At 61.8% G+C, this 14,492-nt stretch carries 10 protein-coding genes; 2 read left to right on the top strand and 8 right to left on the bottom strand.

Translation table 11 applies throughout. From position 1 onward, the window contains the following. Positions 1-49 precede the first annotated feature (49 nt). Entirely contained in the window at positions 50-1,669 is a 1,620-nt protein-coding gene (locus tag PXH66_RS19580; protein ID WP_330930817.1) for a bifunctional GNAT family N-acetyltransferase/carbon-nitrogen hydrolase family protein, read from the bottom strand. A gap of 141 nt (positions 1,670-1,810) precedes the next feature. On the opposite strand from PXH66_RS19580, the gene PXH66_RS19575 reads away from it, so the two are divergent. Both PXH66_RS19575 and PXH66_RS19570 read left to right on the top strand, forming a co-directional pair. Beyond that, a complete protein-coding gene (locus PXH66_RS19575; protein ID WP_330932122.1) occupies positions 1,811-3,724 on the top strand; it encodes a hypothetical protein in 1,914 nt (637 codons plus the stop codon). Continuing rightward, positions 3,721-4,734, top strand: a complete 1,014-nt coding sequence (locus PXH66_RS19570) for a WD40/YVTN/BNR-like repeat-containing protein (protein ID WP_330930819.1) — start codon at positions 3,721-3,723, stop codon at positions 4,732-4,734. The genes PXH66_RS19575 and PXH66_RS19570 overlap by 4 nt, the downstream gene beginning before the upstream one ends. 106 nt (positions 4,735-4,840) lie before the next feature. Here the strand turns inward: PXH66_RS19570 and PXH66_RS19565 are convergent, their stop codons facing one another. The 7 genes from PXH66_RS19565 to gltB form a co-directional block, all read right to left on the bottom strand. Continuing rightward, positions 4,841-5,305 carry a DUF5069 domain-containing protein gene (locus tag PXH66_RS19565; protein WP_330930820.1) on the bottom strand — a complete coding sequence of 155 codons (465 nt, stop codon included), beginning with the start codon at positions 5,303-5,305 and terminating at the stop codon, positions 4,841-4,843. A gap of 23 nt (positions 5,306-5,328) precedes the next feature. Continuing rightward, positions 5,329-5,661: a pyrimidine/purine nucleoside phosphorylase gene (gene ppnP, locus PXH66_RS19560; RefSeq protein ID WP_330930821.1), complete on the bottom strand. Its 333-nt coding sequence runs from the start codon at positions 5,659-5,661 to the stop codon at positions 5,329-5,331. An 81-nt stretch (positions 5,662-5,742) separates the two neighbouring features. Further along, positions 5,743-6,564 (bottom strand): hypothetical protein, encoded by an 822-nt coding sequence (locus PXH66_RS19555; RefSeq protein WP_330930822.1) that lies wholly within the window; start codon positions 6,562-6,564, stop codon positions 5,743-5,745. 113 nt (positions 6,565-6,677) lie between these two features. Continuing rightward, positions 6,678-7,487: an amidohydrolase family protein gene (locus PXH66_RS19550; protein ID WP_330930823.1), complete on the bottom strand. Its 810-nt coding sequence runs from the start codon at positions 7,485-7,487 to the stop codon at positions 6,678-6,680. A 95-nt stretch (positions 7,488-7,582) separates the two neighbouring features. Further along, the gene (locus tag PXH66_RS19545) at positions 7,583-8,341 is read right to left on the bottom strand and encodes a hypothetical protein (protein ID WP_330930824.1); all 759 of its coding nucleotides are present in this window, start codon (positions 8,339-8,341) and stop codon (positions 7,583-7,585) included. A gap of 121 nt (positions 8,342-8,462) precedes the next feature. Then, the gene (locus PXH66_RS19540) at positions 8,463-9,710 is read right to left on the bottom strand and encodes an MFS transporter (RefSeq protein ID WP_330930825.1); all 1,248 of its coding nucleotides are present in this window, start codon (positions 9,708-9,710) and stop codon (positions 8,463-8,465) included. Between the two features lie 149 nt (positions 9,711-9,859). Continuing rightward, positions 9,860-14,458 (bottom strand): glutamate synthase large subunit, encoded by a 4,599-nt coding sequence (gltB, locus tag PXH66_RS19535; RefSeq protein ID WP_330930826.1) that lies wholly within the window; start codon positions 14,456-14,458, stop codon positions 9,860-9,862. Positions 14,459-14,492 lie beyond the last annotated feature (34 nt).

Raw genomic sequence — 14,492 nt, 5'->3', positions numbered from 1 at the left:
AGCGGAAACCGCGATAACGAGTTTGGCAAGCGCTTGCGCAAACGAGAGCTCAGCCGCCCTCGGGGTTAATCTCCACGCTCCAATCGCGCTGGGTGCCAAGCGGACCGATCGGATCGACCGCCGGTGGCAACGGTGCCGCCACGCTGGCGTGAAGTTGAAAGAGGTCTTCGCGACGATCAATGCGCGGGGTCACCGTGCCCATGGCGCGGGCTTCGTGCAGGTCGTCGAGATCGAGATCACAGATGAGCACCGTTTCCTCGTTGGAGTCGGCCTCGGCCGCGATGCCGTCGCGCGAGAACATGAAATCGGACGGCGTGAAGATCGCGGCCTGCCCGTATTGCACATCCATGTTTTCAACGTCGGGCAAATTGCCCACATTGCCGGCGAGCGCGACGTAGACCTGGTTTTCCACCGCGCGGGCCGCGGAGCAGATACGCACCCGCAGGTAACCTTGGCGATCGTTGGTGCAGAAGGGCACGAAGATGATCTCGGCGCCTTGATCGGCGAGATGACGCGCGGCCTCCGGAAACTCGGAATCGTAGCAAATCAACACGCCGATTTTGGCGGCGGGCGTTTCGATCACGGGCAACGCATGGCCACCGGAAATACCCCACCACTTGCGCTCATTGGGCGTGATGTGGAGCTTGTGTTGTTCGGCAATGCTGCCGTCCGGCATGCACACCGTGCAGATGTTGCGCATTTCCTTGCCGACCTTGGCCGGGTGACTGCCTCCGATGATGGTGACGCCGTGCTTGATCGCGAGTTTGCGCAACAGCGTCACGACGCGGCGGGCATACTTGGCCAATTGCCGAATGCCTTCCTGCGGCGACTTGGTTTTCGTCATCGAGAGCAGTTGCACCGTGAACAGCTCCGGGAAGAGCACAAAGTCCGCGTCGCTGTCGGCGGCCACATCGACGAAGTAACCCACCTGGCGCTCGAACTCGGCGAAGGACGTGAGCTCGCGCATCTGATACTGCACGCACGCCACGCGCACTTTGCGCGCGCCCGACTTCTCGGGATTGTAGTCCGGGTTCGACCATTCGATCAGGCTCGCGTGGTTGTGGCTGTTGGGATCGTGCAGGTAGTTCGGCATCACGCGCCGCAACTCGAAGCCTTCGCGAATCTGGAAACTCAGGACGAGGTCCTTCAATTCCCCCGCCGCCACTTTCTCGGCATACTCCTGCGGCGACATGTCGGCCGCGTGGTCCTTGTAGTTCCAGAGTCGGCCGCCGGCGAGAATGCGACGCTTGTTGAGTTTCCGACACAGTTTGCGCCGCGCTTCATAGAGTGCCGCCCCCACGCCATAGCCGCGGGCTTCGGGATGCACATAGATGTCCGCGCCATAAAGCGTGTCGGCATCAAGGTCGTGGTTGTTAAAATAACCGCTGTCGGTGATGCCCGACCAGGTGTGGTTGCGCAGCTCATCGGGCCCCAGATCCACCACCAGTGTCGCGGCCGCGCCCACGATTTTGCCTCTCACTTCGGCCACGAATTGTCCCTGCGGAAAGATCCGGAGGTGGCTCGCGAGATGGGCTTCCCCCCAGACGATGTTGTCGTCGGCAAGAACCGGATACGCGGCGATGTTGAGTTTGATGAGCGCAGGAATGTCCTTCCGGGTTGCCCGACGGACTTTCACTTTGGCTTTAACCTTGGCCTTGGCTTTCGACATGAACGGAAGCTAGTAGGCAGTTTGGCGGCGTCAATCTGCGCCCGAGACCGGGTGATTTAATTTTCATACCACATTCACTTCCCCTCCGCCGCGACGGACGACAAGTTCGCGGCCATGATGAATGTCAGCCTTTCGTCACTCGTGCGTGTGCTTTGTTTTTCCGGCCTGACTTCGGTTCTGGTCGGGGCCAGCCCAGCCGAAACCGATCCCGTGCCTCCACCCGCGGCCGTCAGCGATGGCCAGATCGGCGCGTCCTTTCAGGACCGCAGACTGGAGTTTATCGACCGCTATGTTGCGCGCACCGAAGCGGACAACCCCGAATGGGGCAGCCTGCCCTTTGTGGCCGTAAACATGGCTCAGGGCACCAATTTGGACTGGGCGCGCCATCGCCTGCGTGAACTGACCAAGGCACCGACCGGCGCCATGTTCTGGATGTATCCCATGGTGCTGGTGATGAAAGCCGGAGCTCCCCACCTCGATGCCGACGACTGGGCCGTGATTCGCGAGGCCTGGCGCACGTATTTCCCCTACCGCGGCGACACCGAAAACCACTGGGTCATGTATTACGCCAGCATCTACCTCGCCGCCGAGACATGGCCCGATCTCGGTCCCGAGGGATGGTATAACGGCAAGTCCTCCGCCGAAAACCGCGCCGAGGCCAAAGACTACATCCTGGATTGGATTCGGATCACCACGACCTATGGCCGGGGCGAATACGACTCCCCCAACTACATCGATCCCTACGTGTCCGCGCTCACCTTGCTGACCGCATGGTGTCAGGATCCCGAGCTCCAACGTCAGGCCGAGATGATGCTCGAATACGAACTGCTCGACTTCGCGGTCGAAAACCTCGGCGGCATCTACGGCGGGGCGCACAGCCGCATCTATCCGAAACACGCCATGCAGCCCGCCCTCGGCGCATCGACTTCCCTCGCCTGGCTCTTGTGGGGTCAGGGCGAACTCCAACTCAACGGCTCCGCGCTGATCGTCGCGCTCAGCGGCTGGTCACCTCCGGCCATCCTGCAACGCATCGCCACCGATCGCGATGACGCCTATGTGCACCGCGAGTTGAAACGCACCCGCTGGCGCATGCGCCATGCCGGCCCCGATGCCATCGACGTCGAGGATCACTCGACGGTGCCGGTTTACAAATACAGCTACGTCACCCCCGACTACCTGCTCGGTTCCAGTCAGGGCGGCCTGCTCCAACCCATCCAACAACAGAGCTGGAGCATGATATGGCACGAAGCCAAACCGCTCGGCATTTCCAACACGTTCTTCGCGTTGCATCCGCATTATTCAGCAGAGGAAGGCACCATGTATTTTGGCGCCGACGCCGATACCGTGGTCGACCTCATTGCCCGCTCCAAGGTCGACTACAACTCTCCCGACAAGCTCATGAGCGGCTCGCCCTATGAACAGATTTTCCAGGATCACGGCGCGGTGATCGGCCTCTACGACATCGAACCCGGCACGAGTTTCCAGCACCTCAACACCTTCTTCTCCCGCGATCTGCAATCCGTCACCGAGGATGAGTCCGGCTGGATTTTCGCCATCGGCGGTCCGACCTACATCGCCTACCGGCCATTCGTGGCCGGGGAATGGCGGCCCTCGGACTGGACCGGCCTGCTGGCCGGCGGCGCAGGAGCCTGGATCAGCTCCAACCACGACGAATGGGGCGCCGGTCACAAAATCTACGTGAGTGAAAATCCTAAAAACGGATACGTCGCTCAGATCGCTTCCGCCGCCGACTTCCCGTCGTTTGCCGCGTTCCAGGCCGCCGTGCGGGCGTTGCCCCTGCAGTTCGGTCTCGAGCCCACCCCGACCGTGCGCTTCACCACACTCGACGGCACCGTCATGAAGGCCACCTACGGCGAGCGACCAACCGTCAATGGCAACGCCCTCGACTATGAACATTGGCCGCTCTTCGACGGACCATTCGCCCGCGCCGCCCGCGGCAGCAACGAACTACTCATGCGGCACGACCAAGAGTCCCGCCACCTCGATTTCAAGGCCACCCAAGTGACCACCCGGATCAGCCCGTCCTCCCGATGAACTTATCTATACTTCTCCGTTACGCCATCGGTCTGCTCACTGTCGGCACGACTTTTGCCACCACATCCGAACCGCACCTGTTCGTCGCCGCCGCCTTCACCAAAGCGCAGCGCAATTCCTCCATTCCCACGGATGCCGGCATCTTCGTGCGCATGCCCGACACGGGCTGGACGTCATTCGGCCCCAAGATCCAAGCGGTCAACAGCGCCGCGGTTGATCCGTCCGATACCGACCGCATCTTCCTATCCTGCGGCAACGGCATCGTGCGCAGCCTCGATGGCGGCGCGACCTGGCGCATGGTTACCGGCTGGCAGATCAGCGACGTCTACGGCATCGTGATCGACCCGACCGACGGCAACACGCTCTACGCCGCGACCGGCTGGGGTCCGTGGTGCTCGACCGATGGCGGCGACACCTGGACGTTCGTCGAAAACGGTCTCGCCGAGCGGTTCAACCGCACCATTGCGATGGACCCGCTCAATCCCCAGCGACTCTTCCTCGGCACGTCCGCCGGTCTGCATGTCACGACCAACGGAGCCAAATCGTGGAAGCGGGAAAAAGACATCCCTGCCGTCAACATCCTGCGCGTGCGCCACGGCGTGAGCGCGCCCAAGGTCTGGCTCACCGGCACCGAAGGTCGCGGCGCATGGCTCTCGACCAACGGCGGCAAGTCTTGGCAACCGACCGCGCCAGCGGCAGAAGCCGCCAACGTTTACGCCGTCGCAGTGGATCCGACCGACGGCCAACGTCTTGCGATCGGTGGCTGGGACATCGGCGTCTTACTCTCCACCGATGGCGGCAAAACCTGGCAAAATCGCGCCGCCGGTTTGCCCAGCGCCAACGTGCTCACACTCGTCTTTGACCCCACGCACTCCGGACGGCTGTGGGCTGGCACTTTCGAAGAAGGCGCCGTCTTCACCGAAGACAACGGGGCCACATGGCATGACGGCGGCATCGACGGATCTCTGCCCAACGACATGGGCTTTCTGCTGCTCTCAGCGCGAGAGTGAGCGAAGTCGATGCCCTCCACGCTGAGTCGGCGTCGGGCGTAAAGCCCGACCCACATGCAGCGGCTCCGGCGTTCCCGTGGGTCGGGCTTTACGCCCGACAGCCCCGTTAAGCGATCCGACCTTCGTCGAAGTCGATGAGGTCGGGCACGCTGATGATTTCGTCGACGCGATCGGCGCAACCCATGTTGCCCAGCGCTTCGGCGAGAAACTCGCGACCGGCCTTGGTCATGCCTTTTTGCACGAGCTCGCGATTCCACTTCGCCGCTCGCACGTCCTCCGGGAACAGAGCCAACAACTTGGCGTCGAGCTCCGCATCATCGGCCGACGAGTGGACCGCCTCTTGAATTTGTTTCGGCTCCACGCCCAGATGCATGGAAAGGAAGCGATCGAGCCCGCGTCCATAATTTTTGCGATAACTCTGCGGCATTTCGCCGTGCTCCTGCACATAACGACATTTCGCGATCATGCGCGGCAGATACAAAAGACCGGTCGCCGCATGAGGAATGTAAGGCGACGGCAAACAAGTGAGCACTTCACCAGTCGATCCAGGAATAGGTTGGGATTTGGCCATCGTATTACAGTGACTAAAGCCACCTAGCTCAGAAACGAACAAATGTATTCACAGAACTCCGCTCCTTCAGGAACGGTGATGGTGAAGCCGGAGTTCGCGGCGACATCGAAAAAAGTGCCGGCGACGTAATCGGCCGACGCGTCAGAATCGTCGATCACCACGCTGCATGTCCCGGCCACGATTTCCATGCGCTCGGCAGCTGCAGTGCCGAAGTGGTGGGTGCCGGGCCGAATCAAACCGAGGGTCTTCTTGGAGCCGTCAGCGAAGCGCACGGTGTGTGAAACAACCGCGCCGTCGAAATAGACATTGGCCTTGGTATCAACCGTGACCGCGGAAAAGGAAGTAGGATGCGACATGCAGCACGCAATCGACGCGACGCATCAGCTCGCGGCAAGCCCGAGTTTGAAGACGACAATCACACCCTCACACACATTCCGTCACTGCCTCGCGGGGAAAGGATAAATCTCTATCAATAGCTCACCCTCCGTCGCGCCTGCATTACGTCCTTCCAGGACACGGGGTCCGCTCGATAGCCATATCAATTGCGCCGCGTCCGCGGCGCCTTCGGCCAAAGGAAATGCCCCGATGGCCTGAGCGGAGCGACGCAACGACTCCGCTTCGAATTCGTCGTTTTCCCAGCCGCCAATCTCGCTCAAAATCTGCCCCCTCAACCACAGTCGCGCCTCCGGTTTTTCCACGACATCGTCCACCCCGAACTGGCTCAACGTCGCCCCGACCACTCTCAACAAAAACCAGCCTCCTTCCGGCCCGACCACGAAACCCGCGCGAGCGATGGCCCCCGGACTCAGGACACAGCGGAGGGAACTGTTCAACAACGGCGCAGCGGAATCCCACGAACAGAGCAGAAAGGTCGACCGCACCAAGCCACCAACCTGCGGCGCAAAATCGCCGCCACTGGCCGAGTCAAAACGAAGGTGATCCACGCCGACCACGGTGCTGCCCGCTGCGTCAGTCAATGTGAGGGTCAATTCCCCCACTTCGCCATCGGCCGAAACCTCGTAGTGGTAGGTGCCATCGACCACCCGATCATAAGTAAGAAAGGATCCACTCTGCGTGGAGATCGACCACAGTCCGCGCGCCGTCCCATCCGCAGCCAGCAGATACGCTTTCTTAATCACAAGTCCCCGCGAAGATGTCGTGCGGACATAGACATCGCCTGCCACGGAATCCGGCGGCGGATACCCGCGCATCGTCGATGCCAAACAAATCACCGCGAGGGCGAACCATGCGCGCTTCATTTTCCGATCCATACTCCTTCCGACAATCAGCTCACCGAAATCCGCTATTCCCCGAACAACCACCGACCGTCGCACCAAACGCGCCGCTGAACTTTATCCACCGTCGCGACGCATCAGCTCTCCGCCAGCCCGAGTTTGAAAAGCCGGTCGGCGTTTTTCCACATGAGCTTCTCATAGTGGGGGTCAGGCAGCTCCAGACCGCGCACAAACTTCAGATAAGTGCGCATGCGGCAGATCGGCCAATCGGTGCCGTAGAGCAGGTAGTTGGGATCACCCGCGTAAAGGATCATGTCCTTCATCTGCCCGACCATGAACTTCTCGAACCGCTCGGTGAAATCGCCCAGCACGAATCCCGAGATATCGGTGTGCACGTTTTTGTTTTTGTAAACGACCTCCATGGCATCGCGTATCCATGGATTACCTACGTGGCAGATGACCAGTTTCAGGTCAGGAAAATCCACCGCCACATCGTCAACCGCCAGCGGGTGCGCAAACCGCACTTTCGCTTTGGGCGAGTAGGTGTCGCCGGTGTGAATCATGACCGGCACATCGAACTCGAGCGCCAACTCATAGAGGACGCGGCAACGCGAGTCGTAGGGATAAAACGGCTCGTAGCCCGGGTAGAGTTTCAGGCCTTTGACCAACCCGGCTTTGAGGTAGTCGGCGAGCTCCCGCAGATCGCGTTCCTTGTAGTTGAGAAAACTTACGCCCGCGACCACGCCCATGTTCGGCGCGTCCTGCGTCAGCTCGACGACCTCGCGCGTCGACGGTCGATGCGCGTCGACCTTGTAAGACGTCAGGATGAGCGCGTAGTCGATCCCGTTGAAACGCAGTGACTCCTGGAACTCCTCATATCGGGCGGCCAGCGGCACGATCTTGGTCTCATCGTAATTGTTGAGGTGAGTGTGGACATCGACGATCATGCCGGAGGATCACCTCACTTTACGCCGGGCTCAACTCTTACCCATGACTACTTTGAGCCGCCTACGTTTCAAATGGTGGCGGATCGACCCCGAATCTAAAACGGCAGCGGGTAAACCTCGATCAACACTTCCCCCTCAAGCGCGGTGGGATTCACGGCTTCAATGACATAAGCTCCGCGTCCGAGCGAAAGTAAAACCACCTGGTCGGCCGCGTCCTCAACCAAAGGAAACGCCCCCACGAGCTGCGTCACAGCGGAAAGAACCGTGGCGGGAACCTGCAGCCCGCTGCCCGTTTCCAACTCGTCCAACTCTTCGCCGCTTTTGAATACTCGAAGCTCCGGCCGCTCCACCACCGAGGACTCGATAAAACGCTTCAGCGATGGACCCACCACTCGCAGCAAATACCGATGATAACCCGCCACCACTATTCCGACCTGCGCTGATTCCCCGCCCTGGAGGCGGCAGCGCAAGGCGGTGTTCTGCACGGGACCGTCCACTGGGAGCGATTGGAGGGAAAACACTTCGGGAATCGCGTAACTATCATCCTGCTCCAAGGCACCTCGTTCTGAGTCGATGAATCGCAGTCGCTTCGTCACGGGTTCGCTACCGTCATCCGCCCGTAGTTTAAGTTCGGCCGTAAATCCATCCGCTCCTCGGGCATAGTCAAAACGACCGCTTGGAATCGCGCTGTAGCCCAAAAGCTGCGTGAATGCATAACCTTCACGCCACAGCCCCCGATAAGTGCCATCGGCCCGTAAAACCAGAAAGGAGCGCGTTCCACTCCGCCAACCCACCGTTTCAATGGAGAGCACAACATCCTCCAACGCGGCAGGTGCCACTTCAGCCTTCGTCATCGGAACGGATGCGAAAATAGCAAACAACCAAACGATCCACGTCCGGCAAACTGGTCGGGTAATATTCATGAGCATGGGGGTGTTCACTTCTTGAGACAAACGCAGTGTGCAAAGCCGCTAGTCAGCCCGCCCGCATCTCGTCACTAACAGGCTGGGTCACAGCCCGTAAAAACCACAGTCCGGCCAGCCCCACCACTGCCATCACCATCAGCGCCGGGCCATAACCCAGCGATGCCACGGCGTAACCGGCGGTGCCGGCGGCCCAAGCTTCGCAGCCATTGGTCGCCGCCATGAAGGTGCTGAATTGCGTCGCGCCCAAACGACGATCGGTCAGGTCCATGAACAGCGCATATGACGACGCGGTGAAGCAGCCAATGCCGAGATAGACCATTCCGAGCCACAGCATCACCGTCGTGCCCGCTGCGCCCAAGTGAATGGCGAGACCGACCGCCATCACGGCCGCACTCAAGCCGATCAACGCCTGCCCCACTCGACGCGGACGCGGTCCGCGATCCGCCCAACGCCCGCCCACGATCCCACCAATCGCCATTGCCGCGACGACCGGCAACGCGAAGAACCATCCCGTCGTTTCGGTCGGCACGCCCAGATCCACGAGCAGCGGTCCCGCCAACGCGCCGGTGGCTTCGAAACCGGCTCCCGCCAGTAAGGCGAACCCGAGTCCAAACCAGGTCGTGCGCCGCGACAGCACCGCCCGCAACGTGCGCCCAAATTTGCGCTTCGGTTCGGTTTCGTCCCGTCCGGGCTCGTCGACTTGCGTGAGCAATACGACCAGTGAGATCCACACTGCCGCGATCAATGCGCCCATCACCAGCGGCCAGCCTCCCCGACTTGCCAGCACGATCGCGCCACCGCCAAGCACGCTGCGACCCGCGAGCATGCCGACCTGCATCGCCGCGTTCAATCGCCCGCGCTCGTGTGGCTCGACGGCCACCACGGCCAGCGCGTCGATGGCTACATCCTGTGTTGCGGCGAAGACGGCGTGCGTAAGCAGAAGGAAGAACCACCATCCGAATGCTTCCGCTGGATCGATAAAAACCAAGGGCAGCAGCGCCAACCCCATGCCGATCTGAGCTCCCGCCGCCCAGTGCCGAAACCCCCAACGTGGGCCGCGCCAGGCATCGACCAAGGGAGCCCAGAGAAACTTGAGCGTCCACGGTAAGACGAGCGCCGCCGTGAGCGCAGTGATGCGTTCGATCGCCACGCCCTCCGCCCGCAACAATGTCGGCATGGCCCACCACAGAAATCCGATCGGCGCGCCTTCGCTAAAATACAACAACCCGAACACCAGATGCGATCCGCGCCGGGCCGGCTGGGCGGACGAGATCTCAATGGATGCGGGCAGGGACATGCGACCCAGCCTGCATGTCCGCACCGCAGGTGACGATAGAGAACATCGCGACGCAGCACCCTGAAGCGCCGACGAGCCGGCGGCCTACAGATCGCAGTTGATCTAAATGGTAGGCCGCGAGCTGGCTTGCGCTCGTATTCGAATAGTTCTTACACCAGCGCCGGAGCCTTGGCTTCGTCGAAGCGGTAGAGTGTCTTCGGCGTTTCGGCGTTGGGCGGGAACGGGACGGCTTTCCAGAATTTCTTCACGGTATTGTCCCAGTCCTTGAGCAGCGCCTGTGCATGGGGCGAACCGGTGAGCGTAGCGTGCACGCTCACGAGTTGCGCGAGGCTGGCGATTTCTTCTTCGTCGGACAGGCGTTCGGCTTCGATCATCGCGGGATTGATCTTTTGATCGAAATCACCCGCTTCGTCGTAAATGAAGCCGAGGCCGCCGCTCATGCCGGCGCCGAAGTTTTTGCCCGTCGGTCCGAGCACGACGATGAGGCCGCCGGTCATGTATTCGCAGCCGTGGTCGCCCACGCCTTCGACGACCGCGGTCGCACCGGAGTTGCGCACGCCGAAGCGCTCGCCCGCGCGGCCCGCCGCGAAGAGGTGCCCGCCGGTCGCGCCATAGAGGCAGGTGTTGCCCGCGATGGATTGCTCGTGCCAGGCGAAGGAGGAGGTCTCGCGCGGACGGATGATGATCTCGCCGCCGTTCATGCCCTTGCCGACGTAATCGTTGGCTTCGCCGTTGAGCGTGATGCGCAGACCGTTGACGAGGAAGGTGCCAAACGACTGGCCGGCCGAACCGGTGAAGGTCAGGTCGATCGTGCCGGGCGGCAGTCCGGCGTTGCCCTTTTGGTAGGCGATCTGGCCGGAGAGGTGCGTGCCGATGTCGCGATTGACGTTGGTGACCTTGTAACGCGCGACGAGACGAGCCGACTTGCCGAGGATGACGTCGCGCGCTTCCTGCAGAATGGCTTCGTCGAGCGAACCTTCGCCGCCGAAACGTTCGTTGCGGGCGCGGGTGTGGTAGCGCTCGGCTTCGCCCGAAGGATCGGGGTTATGCAAGAGACCACCGAGGTTGATGAGCTTGGTCTTCGGGTTGACGGGGTCGTCAATTTGCTCGAGCAGTTCGACGCGACCGATGATGTCGTTGATCGACTTGGCTCCGAGCTTGGCGAGATAGAGGCGCACGTCTTCGGCGACGGCGTTGAAGAAGTTGATGACGTTCTCGGGCTTGCCGCGGAACTTGGCGCGCAGGTCTTCGCGTTGGGTGGCCACGCCGACCGGACATGTATTCAAATGGCAAACACGGAACATCGCGCAACCCGCGGCGATGAGTGCGGCGGTGCCGAAGTTGAACTCTTCGGCACCAAGGAGTGCGGCGATGACGATGTCACGACCGGTCTTCATGCCGCCGTCGGTGCGCAGCGTGACGCGACCGCGCAGGCCATTCATCATGAGCACCTGGTGGGCTTCGGCGACGCCGATTTCCCACGCCGAGCCGGCGTTCTTGATGGAAGCGAGCGGCGATGCACCGGTGCCACCGTCATGACCGGAAACGAGCACGACGTCGGCGTAGGCCTTGGCCACACCGGCGGCGACGGTGCCGACGCCGGACGACGAGACGAGCTTCACGCAGACCTTGGCGCGCGGGTTGACCTCTTTGAGGTCGAAGATGAGCTGCGCCAGATCCTCGATCGAGTAGATGTCGTGATGCGGCGGCGGCGAGATGAGGGTCACGCCCGGAATGGAGAACCGCAGCGTGGCGATCATCTTGGAAACCTTGTGACCGGGTAGCTGGCCGCCCTCACCGGGCTTGGCGCCCTGAGCCATCTTGATCTCGATTTCCTTGGCGTTGGCGAGGTATTCGGCGGTGACACCGAAACGGCCGGAAGCGACCTGCTTGATGGCGGAGCTGGCGTTGTCGCCGTTCTCGCGCACCGAGTAGCGCTCGGGATCTTCGCCGCCTTCACCGGAGTTGGACTTGCCGCCGATGCGGTTCATCGCGATGGCGAGGGCTTCGTGAGCCTCGGGCGAAAGTGCGCCCATGGACATGCCGGCGGTGGTGAACCGCTTGCGGATGTCTTCGATGCCTTCGACTTCGTCGAGCTCGATGCCTTCCTCGGGAAAGCGGATTTTGAGCAAATCCTTGAGCGCAACGGGTTGATGGTCGTCGGCCTGTTCCTTCCACGGTTGGAAGGCCTCGAAGTCGCCCTTGCGGTTGAACTTGTTCATCGAAGCGATGAGCTTCGGGCTCCACGCGTGGTATTCGCCTTCGCCGCGCTTGTTGACGCGGTAGTAACCCTCGGGCTTGAGCGCGAGCGCGGTGTCTTCGCCGACGTTGTCGGGATCGGCCGCGTCGAGTTGGGGGAAGGCGTTGGCGTGACGCACGAGCGTCGCTTCGGCGACCTGGAGGTAGTCGATGCCGCCGATGGGCGACGGCACGCCGAAGAAACATTCTTCGATGAGTTTGTGGGAAACGCCGAGCGCTTCGAACATCTGCGCCCCCCGGTAGCTGAAGAGGGTCGAGATGCCCATCTTGGCCATGATCTTGCGCAGACCGGCGCAGATGGCGGTCTCGTAATTAAGGCGGGCTTGCGCCGGCGTGGTGCCCTCCCCGGCTTCACCGGCGGTGGCAAACTGGCTGACAATGTCGAAGGCCAGGTAGGGATTGACGGCGTTGACGCCCATGCCGAGCAAGCAGGCGATTTGGTGCACTTCGCGGGCTTCGCCGGTTTCGGCCACGAGGTCGCAGCGCACGCGGCCGCCGATGCGGATGAGGCGCTGGTGAACCGCTCCAACGGCGAGCAACATCGGGATGGCGGCCTGATCGGCGGACACGCCCTTGTCGGACAGGATGATAATCTTGGCGCGCTTTTCCTTGTAGGCCTTTTCGGCGGCGGCCGTGAGGGCTTTGACCGCGGGCTCGAGTCCTTCCGGGCCCGCGCTCGCATCGAACAAGACCGACAAGCGCACGACGCGATCCTTGAGGAAATCAATGCCGTCGAGGGCAGCGACCTGGTGGTCGAACAGAATGGGGGATTTGAGTTCCACCAGGCCTGCCGTCTTGGGCAGTTCTTCGAAGAGGCCGAGACGGCCGCCGAGGAACATCGAGAGTGACATGACCGCCTTTTCGCGGATCGAGTCGATGGGCGGGTTGGTGACCTGCGCGAACAGCTGTTTGAAATAGTTGTAGAGCAGACGCGGGCGACGGGAGAGCACCGCCAGGGGCGTGTCCTCACCCATGGAACCGGTCGGCTCCTTGCCCTCGGCCAGAGGTTGCAACACCAACTCGCGTTCGTCGGATTCGTAGCCAAAGGCGATCTGCTGGGCGAGGGTGGCGGTGGTGGCGGACTCCTCGGAGGGCGCTGCGCCCGCCGCGTCCTCGATGTTGACGAGGTGGTCTTTGCACCACTCCAGAAAGCGCGGGGTGGAGGTAAACTCGGCTTTGATCTCGTCGTCGTGCAGGAAACGTTGCTGGGTGAGATCGACGGCGATCATGCGGCCGGGTCCGAGGCGGCCGGCTTCCACGACCTTGCCCGGAAAGTCGAAAACGAGGCCCGCCTCGGAGGCGAGGATGACATAGCCGTCGTCGTAAATCTTGTAACGCGCCGGGCGCAAGCCGTTGCGGTCGAGGGTCGCGCCAATGATCTTGCCATCGGTGAAGGCCACCGCCGCCGGACCATCCCAAGGCTCCATCATGGTCGCGTGGTAACGGAAAAACGCCTTGGCCTCGTCGCTGAGATCGTCGTCGTGCTCCCAAGCCGGCGGCATCATCATCATGGCGGCGTGAAGCGGGTTGCGACCGCCAAGCGTGATGAGCTGGAGGGCGTTGTCGAAGGTGGCCGAGTCGCTGCCGTTGGGCTGCACGAGCGGCTTGAGGTCGGAATAACGGTCGCCCCACACGCCGTGGTAGGGGGAGCGTTCGCGGGCGCGCATCAAGTTGCGGTTACCGCGGATGGTGTTGATCTCACCGTTGTGCGCCACCATGCGAAACGGGTGCGCGAGGTGCCACATGGGGAAGGTGTTCGTCGAGTAGCGCTGGTGGAAGATCGCGAACGCCGAGGTGAACTTGGGCGACTTGAGATCGGTGAAATACTTCCGCAACTGCTGCGGCGTGAGCATGCCCTTGTAGACAATGGTGCGCGACGAGAAGGAGCAGATGTAGAACCCGTCGGTCTTGTCGGCCATGGGGTTGAAGTCGACGCCCTCGATCTTCTCTTCCACGACCCGGCGCTCGATGGTCTTTTGAGCGAGGAACAAGCGACGCTCGAACTCGTCTTCCTCAATCTCCTCGGTGCGAGCCACCAAAGCCTGGGCGATCAGGGGCTGGGTATCCAGGGCCTTGCGGCCGAGACAGGAGTCGTTGGTGGGCACATCACGCCAACAGAGCCACAGCAGGCCTTCGGCCTCGACGGCCTCGCGCACGATCTTCTTGCAATGAGCCTGGGCGTATTCGTCTTCGCGCGGCAGAAACACCATGCCGACGCCGAGGTCGTTGTCGTGAAAAAGGTTCTTTCCGCGCTGTTCGAGGTGCTCGCGAAGAAGCTCAACGGGGATCTGGGTCAACAAGCCCGCGCCGTCGCCGGTCACTGCATCGGCGTCGATGGCCCCTCGATGGGCCAGCGCCTTGAGCGCGGCCACCGCCCGGTTAATCACATCATGGCTGCGTTCGCCCGTCATTCTGGCGATCAGGCCGACACCACAGGCATCGTGCTCTTGGTCGGGGTGGTAAAGGGGAGACGGGATCAATTTGGCCATATGGAAAGTCGGGTCGTGGGAACGAGTTCTGAAA

The organism is Synoicihabitans lomoniglobus (assembly GCF_029023725.1).
In the GTDB taxonomy this organism is placed as follows: domain Bacteria; phylum Verrucomicrobiota; class Verrucomicrobiia; order Opitutales; family Opitutaceae; genus Actomonas; species Actomonas lomonigloba.
Note: the sequence above shows the minus strand (reverse complement) of the source record. Positions and strands in the feature narration are given on the sequence as shown.

Bases quoted from the DNA above. Each gene is read 5' to 3' on its own strand.
- PXH66_RS19565 (WP_330930820.1), bottom strand. From the start codon at position 5,305: ATGGCCAAATCCCAACCTATTCCTGGATCGACTGGTGAAGTGCTCACT.
- gltB (WP_330930826.1), bottom strand. From the start codon at position 14,458: ATGGCCAAATTGATCCCGTCTCCCCTTTACCACCCCGACCAAGAGCAC.
- PXH66_RS19580 (WP_330930817.1), bottom strand. From the start codon at position 1,669: ATGTCGAAAGCCAAGGCCAAGGTTAAAGCCAAAGTGAAAGTCCGTCGG.
- PXH66_RS19550 (WP_330930823.1), bottom strand. From the start codon at position 7,487: ATGATCGTCGATGTCCACACTCACCTCAACAATTACGATGAGACCAAG.
- PXH66_RS19555 (WP_330930822.1), bottom strand. From the start codon at position 6,564: ATGAAGCGCGCATGGTTCGCCCTCGCGGTGATTTGTTTGGCATCGACG.
- PXH66_RS19570 (WP_330930819.1), top strand. From the start codon at position 3,721: ATGAACTTATCTATACTTCTCCGTTACGCCATCGGTCTGCTCACTGTC.
- ppnP (WP_330930821.1), bottom strand. From the start codon at position 5,661: ATGTCGCATCCTACTTCCTTTTCCGCGGTCACGGTTGATACCAAGGCC.
- PXH66_RS19540 (WP_330930825.1), bottom strand. From the start codon at position 9,710: ATGTCCCTGCCCGCATCCATTGAGATCTCGTCCGCCCAGCCGGCCCGG.
- PXH66_RS19545 (WP_330930824.1), bottom strand. From the start codon at position 8,341: ATGACGAAGGCTGAAGTGGCACCTGCCGCGTTGGAGGATGTTGTGCTC.